Annotated in this window: 24 protein-coding genes; 12 read left to right on the top strand and 12 right to left on the bottom strand. The window is 63.5% G+C overall.

The annotated features are described in order from the left end of the window. Positions 1–15 precede the first annotated feature (15 nt). The 12 genes from BSG19_RS04075 to ureG all read left to right on the top strand — a co-directional run bounded on the left by BSG19_RS04075 (position 16) and on the right by ureG (position 7,279). Positions 16–318: an urease subunit gamma gene (locus BSG19_RS04075; RefSeq protein WP_062591957.1), complete on the top strand. Its 303-nt coding sequence runs from the start codon at positions 16–18 to the stop codon at positions 316–318. Positions 319–326: 8 nt separating this feature from the next. Then, positions 327–575: a DUF1272 domain-containing protein gene (locus tag BSG19_RS04070; RefSeq protein ID WP_092985039.1), complete on the top strand. Its 249-nt coding sequence runs from the start codon at positions 327–329 to the stop codon at positions 573–575. Positions 576–650: 75 nt separating this feature from the next. After that, positions 651–956, top strand: coding sequence for an urease subunit beta (locus tag BSG19_RS04065; protein ID WP_092985037.1), 306 nt, complete (start codon positions 651–653; stop codon positions 954–956). A 7-nt stretch (positions 957–963) separates the two neighbouring features. Next, the gene (locus BSG19_RS04060; RefSeq protein WP_092985603.1) at positions 964–1,389 is read left to right on the top strand and encodes a lysozyme inhibitor LprI family protein; all 426 of its coding nucleotides are present in this window, start codon (positions 964–966) and stop codon (positions 1,387–1,389) included. 115 nt (positions 1,390–1,504) lie between these two features. Beyond that, positions 1,505–2,161, top strand: a complete 657-nt coding sequence (locus BSG19_RS04055; RefSeq protein WP_092985601.1) for a Urease operon accessory protein — start codon at positions 1,505–1,507, stop codon at positions 2,159–2,161. A 9-nt stretch (positions 2,162–2,170) separates the two neighbouring features. Next, the gene (locus BSG19_RS04050) at positions 2,171–2,425 is read left to right on the top strand and encodes an AbrB/MazE/SpoVT family DNA-binding domain-containing protein (protein WP_092985035.1); all 255 of its coding nucleotides are present in this window, start codon (positions 2,171–2,173) and stop codon (positions 2,423–2,425) included. Next, complete coding sequence (locus tag BSG19_RS04045) at positions 2,412–2,819, top strand: PIN domain-containing protein (protein ID WP_092985033.1); 408 nt, start codon at positions 2,412–2,414, stop codon at positions 2,817–2,819. The genes BSG19_RS04050 and BSG19_RS04045 overlap by 14 nt, the downstream gene beginning before the upstream one ends. A gap of 3 nt (positions 2,820–2,822) precedes the next feature. Next, positions 2,823–4,535, top strand: a complete 1,713-nt coding sequence (ureC, locus tag BSG19_RS04040; protein ID WP_092985031.1) for an urease subunit alpha — start codon at positions 2,823–2,825, stop codon at positions 4,533–4,535. A 59-nt stretch (positions 4,536–4,594) separates the two neighbouring features. Beyond that, a complete protein-coding gene (locus BSG19_RS04035; protein WP_244529078.1) occupies positions 4,595–5,284 on the top strand; it encodes a TIGR02117 family protein in 690 nt (229 codons plus the stop codon). Between the two features lie 11 nt (positions 5,285–5,295). Beyond that, complete coding sequence (locus BSG19_RS04030; RefSeq protein ID WP_092985029.1) at positions 5,296–5,859, top strand: urease accessory protein UreE; 564 nt, start codon at positions 5,296–5,298, stop codon at positions 5,857–5,859. A gap of 1 nt (position 5,860) precedes the next feature. Further along, on the top strand, positions 5,861–6,556 hold the full coding sequence (locus BSG19_RS04025; RefSeq protein ID WP_244529101.1) for an urease accessory protein UreF: 696 nt from the start codon (positions 5,861–5,863) through the stop codon (positions 6,554–6,556). Positions 6,557–6,667: 111 nt separating this feature from the next. Continuing rightward, entirely contained in the window at positions 6,668–7,279 is a 612-nt protein-coding gene (gene ureG / locus BSG19_RS04020; RefSeq protein ID WP_092985027.1) for an urease accessory protein UreG, read from the top strand. A 214-nt stretch (positions 7,280–7,493) separates the two neighbouring features. On the opposite strand, the gene BSG19_RS04015 is transcribed toward ureG, so the two are convergent. From BSG19_RS04015 to BSG19_RS03960, 12 genes are all read right to left on the bottom strand, one after another. Beyond that, positions 7,494–10,817 (bottom strand): efflux RND transporter permease subunit, encoded by a 3,324-nt coding sequence (locus BSG19_RS04015; RefSeq protein ID WP_092985025.1) that lies wholly within the window; start codon positions 10,815–10,817, stop codon positions 7,494–7,496. A 13-nt stretch (positions 10,818–10,830) separates the two neighbouring features. Beyond that, positions 10,831–12,015 carry an efflux RND transporter periplasmic adaptor subunit gene (locus BSG19_RS04010; protein ID WP_092985595.1) on the bottom strand — a complete coding sequence of 395 codons (1,185 nt, stop codon included), beginning with the start codon at positions 12,013–12,015 and terminating at the stop codon, positions 10,831–10,833. Positions 12,016–12,380: 365 nt separating this feature from the next. Beyond that, the gene (locus BSG19_RS04005) at positions 12,381–13,373 is read right to left on the bottom strand and encodes an ABC transporter substrate-binding protein (protein ID WP_092985023.1); all 993 of its coding nucleotides are present in this window, start codon (positions 13,371–13,373) and stop codon (positions 12,381–12,383) included. A 31-nt stretch (positions 13,374–13,404) separates the two neighbouring features. Continuing rightward, on the bottom strand, positions 13,405–14,268 hold the full coding sequence (locus BSG19_RS04000) for an ABC transporter permease (protein WP_092985021.1): 864 nt from the start codon (positions 14,266–14,268) through the stop codon (positions 13,405–13,407). Next, positions 14,265–15,137, bottom strand: a complete 873-nt coding sequence (locus BSG19_RS03995; protein WP_092985019.1) for an ABC transporter permease — start codon at positions 15,135–15,137, stop codon at positions 14,265–14,267. The genes BSG19_RS04000 and BSG19_RS03995 overlap by 4 nt, the downstream gene beginning before the upstream one ends. Beyond that, positions 15,134–15,439, bottom strand: coding sequence for an endonuclease domain-containing protein (locus BSG19_RS03990; RefSeq protein ID WP_092985017.1), 306 nt, complete (start codon positions 15,437–15,439; stop codon positions 15,134–15,136). Before BSG19_RS03990 ends, BSG19_RS03995 begins: the two co-directional genes overlap by 4 nt. 220 nt (positions 15,440–15,659) lie before the next feature. Then, positions 15,660–16,481, bottom strand: coding sequence for an ABC transporter ATP-binding protein (locus tag BSG19_RS03985; RefSeq protein ID WP_092985593.1), 822 nt, complete (start codon positions 16,479–16,481; stop codon positions 15,660–15,662). Continuing rightward, positions 16,478–16,843: a hypothetical protein gene (locus BSG19_RS03980; protein WP_092985015.1), complete on the bottom strand. Its 366-nt coding sequence runs from the start codon at positions 16,841–16,843 to the stop codon at positions 16,478–16,480. The genes BSG19_RS03985 and BSG19_RS03980 overlap by 4 nt, the downstream gene beginning before the upstream one ends. Further along, on the bottom strand, positions 16,843–18,297 hold the full coding sequence (gene hydA, locus BSG19_RS03975) for a dihydropyrimidinase (RefSeq protein ID WP_092985013.1): 1,455 nt from the start codon (positions 18,295–18,297) through the stop codon (positions 16,843–16,845). The genes BSG19_RS03980 and hydA overlap by 1 nt, the downstream gene beginning before the upstream one ends. Positions 18,298–18,319: 22 nt before the next feature. Continuing rightward, positions 18,320–18,676, bottom strand: a complete 357-nt coding sequence (locus tag BSG19_RS03970) for a type II toxin-antitoxin system PemK/MazF family toxin (RefSeq protein WP_170865851.1) — start codon at positions 18,674–18,676, stop codon at positions 18,320–18,322. Beyond that, positions 18,673–18,885, bottom strand: coding sequence for an antitoxin MazE-like protein (locus tag BSG19_RS03965; protein ID WP_092985009.1), 213 nt, complete (start codon positions 18,883–18,885; stop codon positions 18,673–18,675). Before BSG19_RS03965 ends, BSG19_RS03970 begins: the two co-directional genes overlap by 4 nt. Before the next feature lie 32 nt (positions 18,886–18,917). Continuing rightward, on the bottom strand, positions 18,918–20,168 hold the full coding sequence (locus BSG19_RS03960; RefSeq protein ID WP_092985591.1) for a Zn-dependent hydrolase: 1,251 nt from the start codon (positions 20,166–20,168) through the stop codon (positions 18,918–18,920). Between the last annotated feature and the right edge of the window lie 183 nt (positions 20,169–20,351).

The raw sequence follows: 20,351 nt of genomic DNA, 5'->3' as shown, positions 1-20,351 counted from the left end.
GATGGGTCGCGTCGCATGAACCTTACTCCCCGCGAAAAAGACAAGCTGCTGATCTCGATGGCGGCCATGGTGGCGCGCCGCCGGCTGGAGCGCGGCGTCAAGCTGAATCATCCCGAAGCCATCGCGCTCATCACCGACTTCGTCGTCGAGGGCGCGCGCGACGGCCGATCGGTTCCCGACCTCATGGAGGCCGGCGCGCATGTCATCACGCGCGAGCAGGTGATGGAGGGGATCCCCGAAATGATCCACGACATCCAGATCGAGGCGACGTTCCCGGATGGAACGAAGCTCGTCACCGTTCACGAACCCATCCGCTGAGGTTTCCCATGCTGGCTCTTCGTCCTAATTGCGAGTGCTGCGATATCGATCTGGCGGCGGATAGCCGCGAAGCGATGATCTGCAGCTTCGAGTGCACCTTCTGTGCCGCTTGCGCGAGCGACGTGCTCGGCGGTCGCTGCCCGAACTGCACGGGCGAACTCGTTCGCCGACCTGTCCGCCCGGCGGAAAAGCTGGTCAACAATCCCGCCTCCACAGAGCTCGTGTTGAAGGCGGGCGGATGCGCTGCGGCGGCTTGATGGCGCTGCCTGAGCAACCTCAGCCTGCCATGATCGCCGCGCAGAGCACCTACAGAGACGAACAGGAGTGACAAGATGATCCCCGGTGAAATCCTTGCGGCTGAGGGCGAGATCGAACTGAATGTGGGACTGGAGACGGTGACGATCGAGGTGTCCAACACCGGCGACAGGCCCGTTCAGGTCGGCAGCCATTACCATTTCGCTGAAACCAATGCCGGGCTGACCTTCGACCGTGAGGCTGCCCATGGCAAGCGGCTTGATATTCCGGCCGGCACGGCGGTCCGTTTCGAGCCGGGGCAGACGCGTGACGTGACGCTCATTCCGTTCGCTGGCAAGCGTGAGGTCTACGGTTTTCGTCAGAAGGTCATGGGAGCCCTCTGACATGGTGATGCGGCTCGCATATCCCGGCGCGGCGCTGGCCTTGTTGCTGGTTTTCGGGGCAGGAGCTGCCTCGGCGGCGGGGCCGGACGATGTGGATTGCAGCAACGCAATGACGCAAAGCGACATGACAGCCTGTTCGCAGCAGGACTACGAGACTGCGGACGTGGCACTGAATGCGGCCTATCGCAAGACGATGGCGCGTGCGCAGGCGATGGACAAGGATCTCGCCGATCTGGGCGACGCGATGGTCGGTGCCGTCGAAGCGCTGAAGACCGCGCAGCGCGCCTGGATCGCTTATCGCGACGGGCAGTGCGCGCTTGCCGGGTTCGAGGCGCGCGGCGGCTCGATGGAGCCGATGCTGGTCGCGGGTTGCCTTGCAGACCTGACGACCAAACGGACGGACGAGCTGAACACGGCGCTGGCCGATCGCTGATGGTCGCGATGGCGGCTCGAGAACGAGGAAGACTGCGGGCTCGACCGATCGTTTCGGGATCGACGGGCGGCAGAAAGATAGACGGGAGAACGCTGTGAAGACCGGTGCGCGCATCGTGATCGTTGGCAATGGGCCGGTGCCGGACAGCGCCGCCATGGAGATCGCGTCTGCCGACTGCGTCATCCGGTTCAACGATTGCCGTTCGTATCGCCCGGGCCAGCGCACCGATATCGTTGCCGTCTGCAATACGGGCCGGCCGGCGAAGATGATGCTGGGCGCGTCGACTCCTTCGGCGCCGCACGCCAACATCTTGCCGACAGCGTGGGGCGCGCATCCCGCGGTGGTCGAGGCGGCGAGCATCTGGTGCGTCCGCAACCCCGCGCTCTTTGCAGCGCTCCGGGCAACGCTTGCCATCACGCATCCCGAACTCGACGACTTTTGCGATGACGCGACGGAAGCGTTCGAGGCCTTCGGGGTTGCGACGGGCAAAGTTGTGCGGGTGCTCGACGCGGAAACCCAACGCTTCCTGGAGACGGCGCTCGCGGACTTTTCGTCGGCCCCCTACATCGTGCCGAGCAGCGGCCTCGTCGTCATTGGCGAGGTGCTACGCGCGCATCCGGGCGCGGATCTGGCGATTGCCGGGTTCACCCATGTCGGCTGGGATGGGCATCCCTTTGCGGCCGAAGCGCGACTTGTCGATCGCTGGGTAGCCGAAGGCCGGCTCCGGCGGCTGGAGGCGGTCCCGGTATTTTCTCTCGCGGTCGGGAGCTAGGAGCGCACCATGGGCGAGACGGTCAGGATCAGGGCAGGCACGATCACGGTTCCGGAATCGGTGCTCAGGACCCTCGGCCTCAAGGATGGCGATGCGGTCGAGTTCGTCGCCAACGAAGCCGGCGCGGTCGAGCTTCGCAAGCCGGGAAAGAGTTTCGAGGATTTGCGGGGGATCGTGAAGTTCGAGAGGCCCGTCAGTACCGACGAGCTTATCGGGTGGATCCGCGAGATGCGAGGCGGTGGGGACGACGATGAACGGGATTGACACCAACGTTCTGCTTCGCTGGCTCTTCGGAGATATGCTTGGAGAGGATGTCGAGGCCGAGATGAGTGCGATCCGCAATCTCGTTCTCTCGTCGGAAGCGCCTTTGCACGTCAACCATATCGTGATCGCCGAGACCATCTGGGTGCTCGCCCGGAGAACCAAGCGCAGTCGCGCGGCAATCGTCACCATTATTGATCGTATCCTTGATGCGCCGGAAATCCGCGTTCAGGACGAGGAGGCCGTTCGGGCTGCCGCGCGCGCCTTTGCCCATTCCACGGGCGATTTCTCCGACCACCTGATCGGCGAGATCAACAGCCGAAACGGCTGCCGCACTACTTATACTTTCGATCGCGCCGCTGCGCGGTCACCCCTTTTCTCCGAACTCTCGAGGTAGACCATGTCCTACAAGATGTCCCGCGCCGCCTATGCCAATATGTTCGGCCCGACGACGGGTGACCGGGTGCGGCTGGCGGATACGGAATTGTTCATCGAGGTGGAGAGGGATTTCACCACCTATGGCGACGAGGTGAAGTTCGGGGGCGGCAAGGTCATTCGCGACGGCATGGGGCAGAGCCAGGTGACGCGGGCAGACGGTGCGGTGGACACCGTCATCACCAACGCGCTGATCGTGGACCATTGGGGTATCGTGAAGGCGGATATCGGGCTGAAGGACGGACTGATCGTCGCCATCGGCAAGGCCGGAAATCCGGATACGCAGCCGAATGTGGACATCATCGTCGGGCCTGGCACGGAGGCGATCGCCGCAGAAGGCAAGATCGTCACCGCCGGTGGCATGGACAGCCACATCCACTTCATCTGCCCGCAGCAGATCGAGGAGGCGCTGATGTCCGGCCTCACGACCATGCTCGGCGGCGGCACGGGGCCGGCGCACGGCACGCTTGCCACCACCTGCACGCCCGGCCCCTGGCATCTGGCGCGGATGATCGAGGCGGCCGATGCCTTTCCGATGAACCTCGCCTTTGCCGGCAAGGGCAATGCCTCGCTCCCCGGTGCGCTGGTAGAGATGGTGCTCGGTGGAGCGACGTCGCTGAAGCTGCACGAGGATTGGGGCACGACGCCCGCCGCCATCGACTGCTGCCTGTCGGTCGCTGACGAATACGACGTGCAGGTGATGATCCATACGGACACGCTGAACGAAAGCGGGTTCGTGGAAGATTCCATCGCCGCCTTGAAGGGGCGCACCATCCATGCCTTCCACACGGAAGGTGCGGGCGGCGGGCATGCGCCTGACATTATCAAGATCTGCGGCCAGCCGAACGTCATCCCGTCCTCGACCAACCCGACACGGCCCTATACGATCAACACGCTGGCAGAGCATCTGGATATGCTCATGGTCTGCCATCACCTGTCCCCGTCGATCCCGGAAGACATCGCTTTCGCCGAAAGCCGCATCCGAAAGGAAACGATTGCGGCGGAGGATATCCTGCACGATATCGGCGCCTTCTCCATCATCTCGTCCGACAGCCAGGCCATGGGCCGTGTCGGCGAGGTGGCGATCCGCACGTGGCAGACGGCCGACAAGATGAAACGCCAGCGCGGCCGGTTGCCTGGTGAAACCGGCGACAACGACAATATGCGGGTGAAGCGCTACATCGCGAAATACACGATCAACCCCGCCATCGCACACGGCCTCAGCCACGCGATCGGCTCGGTCGAGGTTGGGAAACGGGCGGATCTCGTCCTGTGGAACCCCGCCTTCTTCGGCGTGAAGCCGGACATGGTGCTGCTCGGCGGCATGATCGCAGCGGCCCCCATGGGCGATCCGAACGCCTCCATTCCAACGCCGCAGCCGGTGCATTACCGGCCGATGTTCGGCTCCTTCGGCAAGGCGCGGACCAACTCTTCCGTGACCTTCGTCTCGCAGGCGTCGCTGGATGCAGGCCTTGCCGCAAAACTCGGCGTGGCGAAGACGCTGATGGCGGTGAAGAACACGCGCGGCGGTATCGGCAAGGCCTCAATGATCCACAATAGCCTGACGCCTGTGATCGAGGTGGATCCGGAAACCTACGAAGTGCGCGCGGATGGAGAACTGCTGACCTGCGAGCCGGCGACGGTGCTGCCGATGGCGCAGCGCTATTTCCTGTTCTAGGTGCTCATGACCGCGATATCGACGCCTGTCCGGAAGCGCGCAGCCATCACCGTGTGGGCATGACGAGGTTCCGCAAGGTCATGCGAAGGCTGGCGCTCGGCCTATCGCTCATCGTTCTGTTGCTCGCACTTTCGGCAGGCCTCGGGACCATCGTGCCGCAGCCGCTCTTTGCGGCAAATGCGGAGGAGGGTGGCGAGATGCGGCGCATCCTCGTTCTCTCCAATCCCATCCACACGGACATCGCCATCCCCGTGGATGCGGAAAGCCTGGCGCGGTTTCCCTTTCTCGCCGCGAACGGTGTTCCGGTTGACGATCCCGCGGCACGGTGGATCATTTTCGGCCGGGGCGGGCGCGCCTTCTATCTGGAGACGCCGACCTGGGCGGACCTGAAGCCGTTGCCGTTGCTGCGCGGGCTCACGGTCGATCGGGCGGTGCTGCATGTGGATGTCGTCGGCGCGCTTGCCGAACCTTCACTGAGCGTGCAAGGCTTCGAGATCGGACCGGCCGGCTACGCCCGATTGCTCGACATGATCGAAGCCAGTTTTGCAAAGCGGGAAGGGCAGGTCGTGCCCGTGCCCGATGTGCGTTACGGGCAGAACGACCGGTTCTTCGAGGCGACCGGCTGGTTTACGGCGCTTGCCGGCTGCAACACCTGGACGGCGCGAGGCCTGAGGGCCGCGGGGCTGCGCACAGGACTGTGGAACCCGTTGCCGGTATTGCTCGCCTTTTCTCTCACGCATTTCAACTGATCGAGGTCACCATGCCCTATCGCTCCACATCCATCGTCTCGCCCGCACCCGCCGATATCACGCCTGTAGCCCTGCTGCGCCTGCCGCACGACCAGCGGCATGTCAGGCGCAAGCTGCTGCACCTGCCGGATGACGATCTTGTCATGCTGGACCTGAAGCAGGCCGTGATGCTGGCAGATGGCGATGCCCTGGTGCTGGAGCAGGGCGGCTACATCCTCATCGCCGCGGTGGAGGAGCCCCTTTACGAGATCCTGCCGCGCAACCGGCTTCACCTCATCGAGCTTGCCTGGCATCTCGGCAACCGGCACCTGCAGGCCGAAATCCGTGAGGACCGCATCGTCATCCTGCGCGATCCCGTCATCCGGTCCATGCTGATCGGGCTTGGCGCCGAGGTGAACGAGGTGACGGCCCAGTTCCAGCCAATGCGGGGCGCCTATCACAGTGGGCACGATAATGGGTCTCATGCTCATGAAGCGCACGAGCACGGGAAGCACGACCACGCCGGTCATGACCATGACCATCCTCACGACGGCCACGGACATAGCGGGAAAGGACACAGCCACTCCCATGACTGACATGCTCATGCAGGGGCAGGGACAACGACCGGCTTCGGGCAGCACGCAGGCTCTGCTCCGCCTGATCACGTGGATGTCGCCGGCATTCCCCATCGGCGCATTTTCCTATTCGGTCGGGCTCGAGCAGGCGGTGGCGGATGGCAGCGTCGGGGATGCGGCCTCTCTTCAGGATTGGTTGTCCGGCAGCATTGCCGAAGGCACGGTCTGGAACGATGCGGTATTGCTTGCGGAAAGCTATCGCGCCGCCGAGGACGTCGAGCGGCTTGAGGTTGTCGCTTCGCTGGCGGAAGCCATGGCCGGCAGTCGGGAACGGCAGATGGAAACGATGCTGCAAGGCGAAGCCTTCATCACGGCTGCTTCGGCCTGGCGAGCGGAGGGCGACCATATCATGCCGATGCGCATGGCCTATCCGGTTGCCGTCGGTGCGGTCGCCGGTGCGCATGCGACGGGACTGGAGCCTGCGATTGCGGCCTATCTGCACGCAACGGCGTCCAATCAGGTCTCGGTCGCGATCCGCTGCGGCGTTCTTGGGCAGCGTGCCGGGGTCGCCGTGCTGGCGGCACTGGAAAGCGAGATCGGCTCAGTGGCCGAGAGAGCGGCGGCAAGTTCGCTGGACGATCTCGGCTCTGCCGGTATCCTCGCCGACATCGCCGGTTTCCGGCATGAGACGCTGACCTCGCGGCTGTTCCGCTCGTGAGTGCCAAACATCCAGTCTTGCCGTATGGCATCTGTCGTCCGGCTTGTGAGCCTTCCGATCAACTCCGGTTCTTCGGCAGCTTTCGACATATTCTCTTGAAAGGATAATCCCATGGCATCTTCCAATGGTCCCCTCCGTGTCGGCATCGGCGGTCCGGTCGGCTCCGGCAAGACGGCGCTGACGGACAAGCTCTGCAAGGCCATGCGTGACAGATGGTCGGTCGCGGTGGTCACTAACGACATCTACACGCAGGAAGACGCGGAAGCGCTGGTGCGCATGCAGGCGCTACCCTCCGAAAGGATCGTTGGTGTCGAGACGGGCGGCTGCCCGCACACGGCTATCCGAGAGGATGCGACGATCAATCTACAGGCCATCGCCGATCTCAACCGTCGTATTCCGGATCTGGACGTCGTCTTCATCGAGTCCGGCGGCGACAATCTCGCGGCAACCTTTTCGCCCGATCTCGCGGATATCACGCTCTACGTCATCTCCGTCTGCCAGGGCGAGGAAATCCCGCGCAAGGGCGGGCCCGGCATCACGCGGTCCGATCTCCTCGTCATCAACAAGAAGGACCTCGCCCCTTACGTCGGCGCCGACCTCGACGTCATGCAGCGCGACGCCGACCGCATGCGCCAGTCCCGCCCGTTCGTGTTCTCGGACATGAAGCGCGGTGAGGGCGTGGAGCGGATCGTGGAGTTTTTGCGGGTTGAGGGGGGGTTGTAAGCTGGCTTCCCAGCTTCCGGCAATTCGTTCTGTCGCGGTGCGCATCTGCACCTCATCTGCCTGCCGGCATCTTCTCCCCGTTTTGACGGGGAGAAGAGACCTGAGGCACCGCTTCCGCCTCACATCGAACCGCCGCGCGGGCCACGTCCCCTCGCCCTGCCAAGCGGGGAGAGGGTTAGGATGAGGGGTTGCCGCAGATGCACAGCCTTTTCGTCTACTCCGCCGCCAGCGCCGGATGCGTGACCACGGTGCCACCCACCGCGCGCAGCGTGCCGGGGGAGGTGCGGCTTTCCAGGCGGTCCAGGCGGGCTTGCAGGGTTTCCAAGGTCTCGGACTGTTCGGCGAGTTTCTCCGTCAAAGCGGTGTTCTCGAGCGGGATGGTCTCGATTTCCTTGCGGCCGACGAGGCGGCCGAAGGACCAGCCTAGCAGGCGGGAGAGGTCGTCCATGATCAGGAAGAACGAGGGAACGACGACCAGCGACAGGACGGTGGAAACGATGATGCCGCCGATGACGGCGATGGCCATGGGTGCGCGGAACGAGCCGCCTTCGCCAACACCGAGCGCCGATGGCAGCATGCCGGCCGACATGGCGATGGAGGTCATGATGATCGGCCGGGCGCGCTTGCGGCCCGCCTCGACCATGGCATCGACGCGCTCCATGCCGTGCCGTTTCATCTCGATGGCGAAATCGACCAGCAGGATGGCGTTCTTTGTGACGATGCCCATCAGCATGAGGATGCCGATGAGGACGGGCATGGAGAGCGCATTGTTGGTTACGATGAGGCCGAGCGCGACGCCGCCGATGGCGAGCGGTAGCGAGAACAGGATCGTGAAAGGCTGGATGACATCCTTGAAGAGGAGGATAAGCACCACGAGCACCAGGAGCAGGCCAAGCAACATGGCATGGACGAAGCCGGACTGCATTTCCGCCTGAACCTCTGCATCGCCGCTTTCCAGGAAGCGCACGCCTTCTGGCATGCTGATTTCGTTCGCGGCCTGCTTGAAGCGATCGGATGCGGTATTGAGCGCGACGCCAACAGGCAGGTCGGCGCCCATGGTGACCACACGAAAGCGGTCGTAGCGCTTGATGGAGCTCGGGCCTTCCGAATAGGAGATATCGGCGACGCTGGAGATCGGCACGAGCGCGCCGGATGCCGTCTGGATCTTGAGATTGCGGATCGCGGCAAGATCGGTGCGCACGCCGGTGTCGATCTGGACGCGGATCGGGATCTGACGATCATCCAGCGAGATCTTCGTCAGCGCGGCATCGATATCGCCGATGGTGGCGACACGCACGATGTCGGAGAGCTGGGACGTGGTGATGCCAAGCCGCGACATGCGGTCGGCAAGCGGCCGCAACTGCAGTTCCGGACGGGGCAGGGCGCCATCCGGGCTGACATTGGCGAGCGTCGGTTCATCCCGCAGCCTTGCCTCCAGCAGACCGACAGCCTCGTTCAGGGCCGCGTCGTTGTTGGAGAGAAGATTGAAAGCGAGGTCGCGTTCGCCACGGTCGTTCAGCTTGAGCACGCGGACATCCGGAATCGAGCGGATGGCAGCGAAAACCTGGGACTCGATCTGCGATTGCGGAATGATGCGACCGGCCGGTGGCAGCTTTGGCATATACTGCCCGACCAGAGGCAGGTTGCCGAGCAACGTATTGACCAGTTTGTTGACGAGGGAATGGTCGAGCTTTTCCAGCATGACCGTGATGGTGGCGCGGCGCAGCTCCAGATCGCCCTTCGGCGAGGCGCCGCCGAGAACGAAGATGCCCTCGACGCCCGGGAAGTCCTTGATCCGGTCGTAGATTTCGGCGGTCGTGCGGTCGGTATCCTCCAGCATCGCATCCGGCGGCAGTTCGACGGAGAGCACGATGCGCGAAGCGTCTTCCGGCGGCAGGAAGCTGCCGGGAACGGTGAGGAGCAGCATGACGGAACCGACGAGGAAGGCGAGCGCCACGGACAAGGTCACGTAGCGCATGTACCAGCGCCGCGTGGTGGCTGCGACAAGCCATGTGTAGCCGCGCATGAACAGGCCGTCGCGCTCCTCGCCATGTCCGTCGCCATCGCCCGAACGCATGAGGTAGGCCGCCATGACGGGTGTGATCAGGCGCGCGACCATGAGCGAGAAGAACACGGAAACGGCGACCGTCAGGCCGAACTGGATGAAGTACTGCCCGGGAATGCCCGGCATGAACGACACCGGCACGAAGACGGCGATGATGGTGAAGGTTGTGGCGATGACGGCGAGGCCGATCTCGTCTGCCGCTTCGATCGATGCCCGGTAGGGAGACTTGCCCATCTTGATATGCCGGGCGATGTTCTCGATCTCCACGATCGCATCATCGACGAGGATGCCGGTCGCGAGCGTTAGCGCCAGGAACGAGACAAGGTTCAGCGAGAAGCCGAGCAGGTCCATGATCCAGAAGGTCGGGATGGCCGAGAGCGGTAGGGCCAAGGCCGAGATCAAGGTCGCGCGCCAGTTGCGCAGGAAGAGAAGCACGACGGCCACCGCCAGCAGCGCGCCTTCGATCAGCGTGTGAAGGGCTGCTTCGTAGTTGCCATAGGTAAAGTAGACGCTGTCGTTGATGAGTTTGATCGACACCCCGGGATTGGCGGCGCGGACCGCATCCAGAGACTTCGCGACCGTCTCGGCAACGCTGACCTCGCTGGCACCCTTGGAACGGAAGACGGCGAAGGTAACGACGGGTGTGCCGTCGAAGCGCGAGAAGCTCTTTGGCTCCTCATAGGTGTCGGTGACCGTGCCGAGTTCCGAGAGGCGCACGAAGCGGCCATTCGGCATAGCGATCATGGTGTCGGCCAGGGCGGAAACGGAGCGTGCGTCGCCGAGCGTGCGGATCGCCTGTTCGCTACCGCCGATCTGCCCGCGGCCGGAGCCGAGGTCCGTATTCATCTTTCGCAGTTGCGTATTCACGTCGGTTGCCGTGATGCCGTAGGAGTTCAGGCGGCTTTCGTTCAGTTCGACGCGCACCTCGCGGTCGGCGCCGCCATAGCGGTCGATGCGGCCGATGCCGGTCTGGCCCTGAAGCGCGCGCTTGACCGTATCGTCCACGAACCAGCTGATTTCCTCGATCGTCATATCCGGCGCGGAGACGGCGAAGGTCTGGATCGCCTGTCCCTCGACATCGACCTTGGCGACGATCGGTTCCTCGATGCCGGCCGGCAGGTCGCCGCGGATACGGTCGATCGCGTCCTTGGTGTCCTGCACCGCCTGGTTCGTCGGAATCTCGATCTCGAATTGCACCGCGGTCGTGGAAAGCCCGTCGGTAATGGTGGAGGTGACGTGCTTGACGCCGGCAATGCCGGCCACGGCATCCTCGATCTCCTTGGTCACCTGCGTTTCCAGCTCGGCGGGTGCCGCGCCGCTCTGTGCGACGGCGATGGAGACGATGGGCACGTCGATGTTGGGGAAGCGCGTGATCGGCAGCGTGTTGAACGACTGATAGCCGAGGAACATCAACAGCACGAAGGTGAGGATCGGCGCGATCGGATTTCGAATGGCCCAGGCCGAAAAGTTCATGGCGGGTCGATCCTCAGTTGGTGGTGGCCGTCTTGTCGGCGGGGTTTGCGGCCTTGACCGGCGTGATGCGGTCGCCATCGCGAACGTAGGCGCCGGCCTTTGCAACGACCTCGTCGCCATCGCTGAGGCCGGAGAGGATCTCGATGTAGCGGCCATCCTGAATGCCGGTCTCGACCCGTGCCATCTCCACGACGCCGTCCCGTACCTTGCGTACGACCGTTTCGGTCTTGCTGCTGGTGACAGCGGTCAGCGGCAAGGCGAGCGCCTGTTTCTCCTCGACCGTAATATCCGCGTTCGCATACATGCCGACCCGCGCCTTATCCGCCTCGGCAATGCTGATGAAGACGGTGCCGAGCCGGGTATCGGCGTCCACGGTCGGGGAGATCAGGCGGATCCTGCCGTCAAGGGTGACGCTGCTGTCGGCGAGCTTCAGCTTGGCCTTTTGCCCGACGCCGAGCTTCAGGAGATCGCTTTCCGAGACGTCGGCGCGCATTTCCACCGCGCCATCGCGGATGATGGTGAAGAGTGGCTGACCAGAGCCCGTGGCAATGGCGCCGACTTTCGCCGTCCGGGCCGAGACCGTGCCGGCGACCGGCGCCTTGACGACGGTGCGGGCGAGGCGAAGATCGACATCGGAAATCTGGGCCTCGACCACCTTGATGTCGGACTGCGCGACGGCGATCAGTTGCTCGGCCGAATTGACGCGCGCAAGGGCGGCGGCTGCCGCGGCTTCCGTCTGGTCGGCAAGGGCCGTGGAAACCGAACCGGATTCCCGGAGCTTGGCATTGCGTGCCGAGACGCGCACGGCCTCCTGCGCATTGGCCTGCGCCTCCACCAATTGGGCCTGGTACTGGGCGAGCGAGGCGCGAGCCTTGGCAAGGTTTGCCTCGTTCTGGCTGCGCGTCAGCAGCAGAGCGTCTTCGTTCAGCGTGGCCATGGTGCCGTCCGCCTCGACGGTATCACCGATATCGACGGCAAGACTGCGGATCGACAGGCCTTCGACCAGCGGCTGCACAAAGGTTTCTTCGACGGCCTGTATGGTGCCGGTCGCGATGACGCGGTCAATGACGGTCCGGGTCTCGACTTTCGTCACGACGATGGAAGGGTAGGCGGCATCGGGTGCGGCCTGTGTTTCCGTCTTTGACGGGGCTGCGTCCTGCGCCAAAGCTCTGCTGTTCAAGGCAGGCGCGGTTCCCATTGCAAGAACGGCCAGGAACACGGGAAGCCTCGCGGCCGTGCCCAGGCGGTTTGCAAACATTTTTCCACCAGCCATCGGCCCGTCCTCATTGTCGAAACATGCTGAAAGACGACCATCATCGTCTGGTCCGCCCCCGCCATCTCCCGGCGAGCGCCACGCACCGCAGCACCGCGCATGATCGTCCATATCATTAATCAGTGTCGGAGACGTGAGCAATAAGGACGGGAGCCACGGCTGCAAGTGACCAAACCCCGGCGAATGCGACAGTCTTTACGGTATATGACGCAGGGATCAGGCATTTTTCAGGCGGAACGCAAAACGCGCGACCGAAGCCGCGCGTTGCAGAATGCCGATCCACTGCGGTCCTACTTCAGGGCTGCGTCGGTGATCTCATGCGTCCAGGCGCCCGTCGGCTCCTTGGTGATGACGGGGTCGGAACCGCCCTTCATGAGGGATGCGACAGTGCGGGTGTAGTCGGCCTCATCCAGTGCGCCGTTTGAGCCGGCGGTCAGCTTGGCGATCTCGCCCATCATGCGCTTCTGATGCTCTTCGGTCTGGGCGCCGGTGGCATCGTTTTCGAGCACGATGCCGGCGGCTTCGTCCACATGCTCCTCGGCGTACTTCCAGCCCTTCATCGAGGCGCGGACGAACTTGACCATCTTGTCCTTGAAGGCCGCATCCTTCAGCTTGTCTTCCAGCACGTAGAGGCCGTCCTCCAGCGTCGCGACGCCCTGGTCCTCATATTTGAACGTCACGAGATCCTCGGGCTTGATGCCAGCGTCGAGAACCTGACCGTATTCATTATAGGTCATGGTGGAGATGCAGGCAGCCTGTTTCTGGATCAGCGGATCGACGTTGAAGCCCTGCTTCAGGACGGTTACGCCGTCCGGTCCGCCATCGGTTTTCAGGCCAAGCTGGCTCATCCACGAGAGGAACGGGTATTCGTTGCCGAAGAACCAGACGCCGAGCGTCTTGCCCTTGAAGTCGGCCGGGGTGGCGACGCCGCTTTCCTTCAGGCAGGTCAGCATCATGCCGGATTTCTTGAAGGGCTGCGCGATATTGACGAGGGGGACGCCCTTTTCACGCGTGGCGAGTGCCGAGGGCATCCAGTCGACCACGACGTCGGCGCCGCCACCGGCAATGACCTGCGGCGGTGCGATGTCCGGGCCCCCGGGCTTGATCTCGACGTCGAGACCTTCCTCTTCGTAGAAGCCCTTGTCCTTGGCGACGTAGTAGCCGGCAAACTGGGCCTGAGTGACCCATTTCAGCTGCAACGTCACCTTGTCCGCCGCCATGGCGTCGAAGGCGGCCAGCGTCATCGCGCTGGACAGGAGAAGCGATGCGATTGTGCGTTTCATGTACGTTCCCTTTGTTATCGTTTGTCTTTTTTTACGCCCGTCCACCGCGGACGGACGGATGCCAGAAGGTGACGACGCGCTCCACCAGCGCCACCACACCGTAAAATACCGAACCGGCCAGCGCCGCGACGGCAATTTCTGCCCAGACCATATCGACATTCATGCGCCCGACCTCCGTGGAGATGCGAAAGCCCATGCCGACAATCGGCGTGCCGAAGAATTCCGCGACGATGGCACCGATCAGCGCCAGCGTCGAGTTGATCTTCAGCGCATTGAAGATGAAGGGCCATGCGGCGGGCAACCGGAGCTTCACCAACGTCTGGAACCAGGAGGCCGCATAGGTCTGCATCAGGTCCTTTTCCATGCTGCTGGCGGCGGCAAGCCCGGTCACCGTGTTCACGAGCATGGGGAAGAACGTCATGATGACGACGACCGCGACCTTGGAAGGCCAGTCGAAGCCGAACCACATGACCATGATGGGGGCAACGCCGACGACAGGCAGAGCCGAGACGAAATTGCCGAGCGGCAGCAGGCCCTTTTGAAGGAAGGGCGAGCGATCGATGGCGATGGCGACGAGGAAGCCGAGGCCGCAGCCGGCGACATAGCCGGTGAGAACGGATTTGAGGAAGGTCTGGCGGAAGTCGGCCCAGAGCGTCGGAAGCGACGAGATCAAGCGCGTCCAGATCATGGAGGGTGGCGGCAGCAGGACGGCGGGCACCGCAAACCCGCGCACCAGACCTTCCCAGAGGACGAGCAGGCTGACGCCGAAGAGGACCGGCACGACGAGGCGGATGGCGCGCTCCGCGGCTCTCGAAGCCGGCCTGCGACGCACAAGCCATTCGTTGAGCGCCCAGGCGCCGAGCCAGAACAGGATGGCAGGCAGGATGGCGTTCATGGGCGGGCTCCCATGCGGCGCAATACCGCGCTATGGGCATAGCCGACGATGAGGACGAGGATGGCGGCGAGGCCTGCCGCCATGAACAGAGCCGACCAGATCTGTACCGTTTGCCCGTAATAGGAGCCTGCCAGCAGGCGCGCGCCGAGGCCTGCGACAGCGCCCGTCGGAAGCTCGCCCACGATGGCGCCGACCAGCGAGATCGCGACCGCAACCTTCAGTGAGGTGAACAAATAGGGCATGGAAGCCGGCCAGCGGAGCTTCCAGAAGAGCTGCGAGGGGCTGGCGCTGTAGGTGCGCATCAGGTCAAGCTGGATCTGCTCCGGGCTGCGCAGGCCCTTCACCATACCCACGGCGATGGGGAAGAAGGAGAGATAGGTCGAGATCAGAGCTTTCGGCAGCAGGCCGGAAATGCCGATCGCGTTCAGCACGACGATGATCATCGGGGCGATGGCGAGGATCGGGATGGTCTGGCTGGCGATGATCCAGGGCATCAGCGAGCGATCCATCGCCTTGTTGTGCACGATGCCGACCGCGAGCGCGATACCGAGCAGCGTACCGAGACCGAAGCCGACCAGCGTGGCCGAAAGCGTGATCCACGCATGGTAGACGAGGCTGCGCTTGGAGGTCACCGGCTTGTTGATCGTGGTGTCCCACAGTTCGACCAGCACCTGATGGGGCGCCGGCAGAACAGGCCGCGCCTGAGCCATGGTTCGCGGCACGATGTCGGAGAAGGCGATGGTGGTGCCGGCCCGGGCGGCGGTGTCGCGCTCGAAGGGCGCATTGAGGAAGACGGCGGCGGCGTACCAGATGACGAGCAGGGCCGCGAGGATGGTGAGGACGGGGAGGATTTTATCGCGGGCTGTCATGGGGTTGCCTCGGAGAGCAGGTGTGCGAGGCGGTGTTCGATCAGGAAGGCATCGCGACGGTGGTCGTGAATACGGCCCTTTTCGGTTTCGTGACTGTCACCATCCACCTCTATGCCGATGCGTGCTGTGAGCCAGGCGACGTCGGCGATGTAGGGGCCCATGGGGGTTTCACGCCGGAAGCGGGCGCCGCGTGGTTGGAAGTCCCGCAGGATGTTCCACATGATTTGCTCGGCCCTGGTGCGTTCCCGGCGGAGACGTTTGGCGCGGATTCGTGTGAGGGGCGTGATGTTGGAGTGGGCCATGGTTCGGGCGGCCCCATTGAGGCGGCGGTGGGTTAGGTAGGAAAGGCCCTCTCTGCCCTGCCGGGCATCTCCCCCACAAGGGGGGAGAGGACGTGGGGCAAGCCTTCTACTCCACAAGGAATATGGAGCGGGGAGCAGGCCAAGAGTCTTCTCCCCCCTTGTGGCGGAGATGGCCGGCAGGCCAGAGAGGGCCTTCCTTCTTTCCTCTCGCAACCCCAGGCTACTCGTCATAGCTATGCCCCGCCCTCAACCCGTCGCGCACGCGGCTGGCGATTTCAAGGAACTCCGGCGTTTCCCGGATATCCAGCGGACGCTCCCGGGGCAGGGTGGACTCGATGATGTCGGTAATCCGGCCGGGGCGAGGGCTCATGACGACGATTTTGGTGGAGAGGTAGACGGCTTCGGGTATCGAGTGGGTGACGAAGCAGATAGTTTTTTCGGTGCGCGCCCAGAGGTCGAGCAGCTGCTCGTTCAGGTGGTCGCGGACGATCTCGTCGAGGGCACCGAAGGGCTCGTCCATCAGCAGGAGATCGGCGTCGAAGGCCAGTGCGCGGGCGATGGAGGCGCGCTGCTGCATGCCGCCGGAGAGCTGCCAGGGGAACTTCTTGCCGAAGCCGGAGAGATTGACCAGTGCGAGCGTACGCTCGATCCGTGCCCGCTTCTCGGCCTCGCTATAACCCATGATTTCCAGCGGCAGGGCGACGTTCTGCTCGATCGTGCGCCAGGGATAGAGCGCGGCGGCCTGAAAAACGTAGCCGTAGGAGCGGTTCTTCCGCGCGTCCTCAGGTGTCGTGCCGTTGACGGTGATGGTGCCGGCGGTCGGCTTTTCCAGATCCGCGATGACGCGCAGGAAGGTGGTCTTGCCGCAGCCGGAGGGGCCGATGAAGGAGACGAAGTCGCCCTTGCGAACGTCGAGGTTGACGCCCGTCAATGCGGTTACCGGCCCGTCATCCGTCTTGAAGGTGAGGCCGAGATCCCGGGCGGAGACGACCGATCGGGCATCTGCAGGGCGGGCATCCGGGGAACTGGCATTCTGTATCATCTGCGGCATTGCGAAAGCGGTCCCCATGTGGTGCCGTCGTTGAAGCGGATCGTGTAGCCCATCGCGCTTCTGTCGAGCGCAACGGTTTCCTTCGGGCCAACCTCGCCTTCGGCGTCGCATCGGGTACGGATGGAGAAGCCCGATGCGGTTTTCGCCGCCGTTCCCTCGAACTGGCAGTAGGCCGTGGCGGTGGTGATCCCCTCATCGTTCAGGAGGAAGAAGGCGTCCGCGCCGCTCGATTCACCCGTCTTTGCGTAGATGCAACCCTCCGCATTGCCATAGGCTCCATCGAGAAAGGTGGGTGCTGCGATGCTCACACCGGAGACGCAGCCGCAGGCGGCAAAAAGCGCGAGGGAACGCATCAGACGCCGCTCGCCGGGATTCCGGTCCTGACAACCTTGCGAGGGGCGGTGATGTCCTTCCAGGTGGAAAGCGCCTTGGCGACAGGCGTGACCGGCGGGCGGCGCACGAAGGCGCCGTGGCCCTCCCTCGTCTTGACCGTATCCTCCTCGATCGCAACCATGCCGCGGGTCAGCGTATAACGGGGCAGGCCGGTGACGGTCTTTCCCTCGAAGACGTTGTAGTCGATAGCGGATTGCTGGGTCTTCGCCGAGATGGTCTTCGTCCGGGCAGGGTCCCAGACGACGAGATCGGCATCGGCGCCGACGAGGATCGCGCCTTTCTTCGGATAGATGTTGAGGATCTTGGCGATGTTGGTCGAGGTCACGGCGACGAACTCGTTCATGGTGATGCGGCCGGTGGCGACGCCGTAGGTCCAGAGCATCGGCATGCGATCTTCAAGGCCACCCGTTCCGTTCGGGATCTTGCGGAAGTCGCCAAGGCCGGAGCGCTTCTGTTGCGTGGTGAAGGCGCAATGGTCGGTGGCCACGCATTGCAGCGAGCCGGAGGAGAGGCCGGCCCAGAGGCTGTCCTGATGCTGCTTGCTGCGAAAGGGCGGCGACATGACGCGGCGGGCGGCGTGGTCCCAGTCGGCATTGGCATATTCGCTTTCGTCCAGCGTCAGGTGCTGGATCAACGGTTCGCCATAGACGCGGATGCCCTTCTGCCGGGCGCGGCGGATGGCTTCGTGGCTCTGCTCGCAGGAGGTGTGGACGATATAGACCGGGCAGCCGGCCATATCGGCGATCATGATGGCGCGGTTCGTCGCCTCGCCTTCGACCTCCGGCGGGCGGGAGTAGGCATGTGCCTCCGGCCCGTCATTGCCCTCTGCCATGAGTTTGGCCTGCATCTGCGCCACGACATCGCCGTTTTCGGCATGGACGAGCGGCAGGGCGCCAAGCTCCGCGCAGCGCTGGAACGAGGCGAACATCTCGTCGTCATCCACCATCAATGCGCCTTTGTAGGCCATGAAGTGCTTGAAGGTGTTGATGCCCTTGTCGCGGACGATCGTCTCCATCTCCTCGAAGACCTGCGCGCCCCACCAGGTGATCGCCATGTGAAAGGAATAGTCGCAAGCCGCGCGCGAGGTCTTGTTGTGCCACATATCAAGCGCATCGAGCAGCGACTGGCCCGGGTTCGGCAGCGCGAAATCCACCACCATCGTCGTGCCGCCGGCCAGCGCCGCCCGGGTGCCGCTCTCGAAATCATCGGCCGAATAGGTGCCCATGAACGGCATTTCCAAATGGGTATGCGGATCGATGCCGCCGGGCATGACGTAGCAACCCGTTGCGTCGAGAAGGTCGCCACCTGTCAGCTTCGGGCCGATCTCGGCGATCACGCCGCTCTCGATGCGGATGTCCGCCGTGTAGGTCAGGTCGGCTGTGACGATGGTGCCGTTCTTGATGATGGTGGTCATGGATGCTCCTCCCTCATGCTCCCTAGTGCGGCTGCGGGATGATTGCCTGTCGCAGGCCGGTAATATTGATCAGTGCCGCTTCGACCTGCGATATGTCTGAATCTGAAAGAAAGCCGATCACATTGCGCATTGCCGTCTTCTTGATGTGCGTCATCTTGTCGACCATGATCTGCGATGTCTCTTCAAGGCCATTCTCCTGTGACGGGACAATCGTCGGCCGGTAATTCGGTGAATCCGCGAGATACGTCGTGAAGGCGCAGACAAGCAGGGTGACGTGGTCTTCGATATATTCGTTGGCATGAAGGATGACAGCTGGTCTTGGCTTTCCGAGGTTTCCCTGAAACACCGCGAGAACAACATCTCCACGCTTCAATCTCACGGACGATCCCATTCTTCATAGGCCGTTGGATCGTATAGCTCCTCGATGCCCGCCTTCTCATCTGCTTCGACCGAATTTGCTGCCTGCCGGCGTGCGTCTTCGAGGTAGGAAGGGTTGGTCGGATCGGGCACCCAGACTTCGACCGGGCGGTAACCTCGCCTTATGAGAAGATCACGCTCTTCCGGCGACAATTCTCTCGGATGTCCCATTGTCGTTCTCCTGCTGCCTCTGTCGCCCGATCCTACTTCACAATTCCCGCCGTCTCCACCACGGCGTGGAACAGGACGTCACAGCCGGCGCTGGCCCAGTCCTTCGAAATCTCCTCCGCCTCGTTGTGCGAAAGACCGCCGACGCAGGGGCACATGATCATCGTTGCCGGCGCGATGCGGGCCGCCCAGCAGGCGTCGTGGCCGGCGCCGGAGATGATGTCCATGTGGCTGAGGCCCAGTTTTTCGGCGGCGGTGCGCACCGCCGACACGAGCGTGGGGTCGAAGGTGACGGGGTCGAAATGGCCGACGGCTTCGACCGCGTAGCCGACGCCGAGATCTTCGCAGATCCGGGCGGCCTCCGCCTCGATGCGGGCGCGCATGCGGTCGAGCTTCGCCTGGTCGGGCGTACGGATATCGACGGTGAAGACGACCTTGCCGGGCAGAACGTTACGGGAGTTCGGGGAGAAGAAGACCTGACCGACGCCACCGACAGCGCCCGGCTGCTCGCTGGTGGCAACGGTCTGTACCATCTCCACGATGCGCGACATGGCAAGCCCCGCGTTGACGCGAAGGGCCATGGGGGTCGAGCCGGTATGCGCCTCGCGGCCCGTCAGCGTGAACTCGAGCCACCACAGACCCTGGCAATGGGTCACCACGCCGATTGCCTTGTTCTCCGCTTCGAGAATTGGCCCTTGTTCGATGTGATATTCGAAGTAGGCGTGCATCTTGCGTGCGCCCACCTCTTCCTCGCCAAGCCAGCCGATCCGCTTCAGCTCGTCGCCATAGGTCTTGCCCTCCGGGTCCCGGCGGGAATAGGCGTAGTCGAGCGTGTGGACGCCGGCAAAGACGCCGGAGGCCAGCATGGCGGGGGCAAAGCGCGCGCCTTCTTCGTTCGCCCAGTTCGTGACAACGACGGGATGCTTCGTCTTGAGACCGAGGTCGTTCATGGTCCGCACGACTTCCAGTCCCGCAAGCACACCGAGAACACCGTCATATTTTCCGCCCGTCGGCTGGGTGTCGAGATGCGAGCCGACATAGACGGGCAGGGCATCCGGATCGCTGCCGGGTCGGGTCGCGAACATGGTTCCCATGCGATCGACGCCCAGGGTCATGCCGGCATCACGGCACCAGGTCGCAAACAGGCTCCTGCCTTCGGCATCCGCATCGGTCAGCGTCTGGCGATTGTTGCCGCCGGCAATGCCCGGGCCGATCTCCGCCATCTGCATGAGACTGTCCCACAGACGGTCGGCGTCGACGCGCATATTCTCGCCCGGTGCGGCCATGATATCATCCTCTTCGTTCGAACATGGCGATGCGCAATGGCGCGATCGGGCCTTGTGTTCGATTGCATTGTTCCCACCGGTCGAATGGGGCATTCTTTTTGCTCGCCCTCGTATCAGTCGTTGCGTTTGTCATTGAAGTGACTGATAATTTAACCGGTTGGTAAACATTACAACTTCCGTTGC

The organism is Rhizobium sp. NFR03 (genome assembly GCF_900111275.1).
Taxonomy (GTDB): domain Bacteria; phylum Pseudomonadota; class Alphaproteobacteria; order Rhizobiales; family Rhizobiaceae; genus Ferranicluibacter.
Note: the sequence above shows the minus strand (reverse complement) of the source record. Positions and strands in the feature narration are given on the sequence as shown.

Bases quoted from the DNA above. Each gene is read 5' to 3' on its own strand.
- BSG19_RS03980 (WP_092985015.1), bottom strand. From the start codon at position 16,843: ATGCGTTCCCTCGCGCTTTTTGCCGCCTGCGGCTGCGTCTCCGGTGTG.
- BSG19_RS04005 (WP_092985023.1), bottom strand. From the start codon at position 13,373: ATGAAACGCACAATCGCATCGCTTCTCCTGTCCAGCGCGATGACGCTG.
- BSG19_RS04000 (WP_092985021.1), bottom strand. From the start codon at position 14,268: ATGAACGCCATCCTGCCTGCCATCCTGTTCTGGCTCGGCGCCTGGGCG.
- BSG19_RS04050 (WP_092985035.1), top strand. From the start codon at position 2,171: ATGGGCGAGACGGTCAGGATCAGGGCAGGCACGATCACGGTTCCGGAA.
- BSG19_RS04035 (WP_244529078.1), top strand. From the start codon at position 4,595: ATGACGAGGTTCCGCAAGGTCATGCGAAGGCTGGCGCTCGGCCTATCG.
- BSG19_RS03990 (WP_092985017.1), bottom strand. From the start codon at position 15,439: ATGGCCCACTCCAACATCACGCCCCTCACACGAATCCGCGCCAAACGT.
- hydA (WP_092985013.1), bottom strand. From the start codon at position 18,297: ATGACCACCATCATCAAGAACGGCACCATCGTCACAGCCGACCTGACC.
- BSG19_RS03960 (WP_092985591.1), bottom strand. From the start codon at position 20,168: ATGGCCGCACCGGGCGAGAATATGCGCGTCGACGCCGACCGTCTGTGG.
- BSG19_RS04015 (WP_092985025.1), bottom strand. From the start codon at position 10,817: ATGAACTTTTCGGCCTGGGCCATTCGAAATCCGATCGCGCCGATCCTC.
- ureG (WP_092985027.1), top strand. From the start codon at position 6,668: ATGGCATCTTCCAATGGTCCCCTCCGTGTCGGCATCGGCGGTCCGGTC.
- BSG19_RS04030 (WP_092985029.1), top strand. From the start codon at position 5,296: ATGCCCTATCGCTCCACATCCATCGTCTCGCCCGCACCCGCCGATATC.
- BSG19_RS04010 (WP_092985595.1), bottom strand. From the start codon at position 12,015: ATGGGAACCGCGCCTGCCTTGAACAGCAGAGCTTTGGCGCAGGACGCA.
- BSG19_RS04075 (WP_062591957.1), top strand. From the start codon at position 16: ATGAACCTTACTCCCCGCGAAAAAGACAAGCTGCTGATCTCGATGGCG.
- BSG19_RS04045 (WP_092985033.1), top strand. From the start codon at position 2,412: ATGAACGGGATTGACACCAACGTTCTGCTTCGCTGGCTCTTCGGAGAT.
- BSG19_RS04065 (WP_092985037.1), top strand. From the start codon at position 651: ATGATCCCCGGTGAAATCCTTGCGGCTGAGGGCGAGATCGAACTGAAT.
- BSG19_RS03965 (WP_092985009.1), bottom strand. From the start codon at position 18,885: ATGGGACATCCGAGAGAATTGTCGCCGGAAGAGCGTGATCTTCTCATA.
- ureC (WP_092985031.1), top strand. From the start codon at position 2,823: ATGTCCTACAAGATGTCCCGCGCCGCCTATGCCAATATGTTCGGCCCG.
- BSG19_RS04060 (WP_092985603.1), top strand. From the start codon at position 964: ATGCGGCTCGCATATCCCGGCGCGGCGCTGGCCTTGTTGCTGGTTTTC.
- BSG19_RS03985 (WP_092985593.1), bottom strand. From the start codon at position 16,481: ATGATACAGAATGCCAGTTCCCCGGATGCCCGCCCTGCAGATGCCCGA.
- BSG19_RS04025 (WP_244529101.1), top strand. From the start codon at position 5,861: ATGCTCATGCAGGGGCAGGGACAACGACCGGCTTCGGGCAGCACGCAG.
- BSG19_RS04070 (WP_092985039.1), top strand. From the start codon at position 327: ATGCTGGCTCTTCGTCCTAATTGCGAGTGCTGCGATATCGATCTGGCG.
- BSG19_RS03995 (WP_092985019.1), bottom strand. From the start codon at position 15,137: ATGACAGCCCGCGATAAAATCCTCCCCGTCCTCACCATCCTCGCGGCC.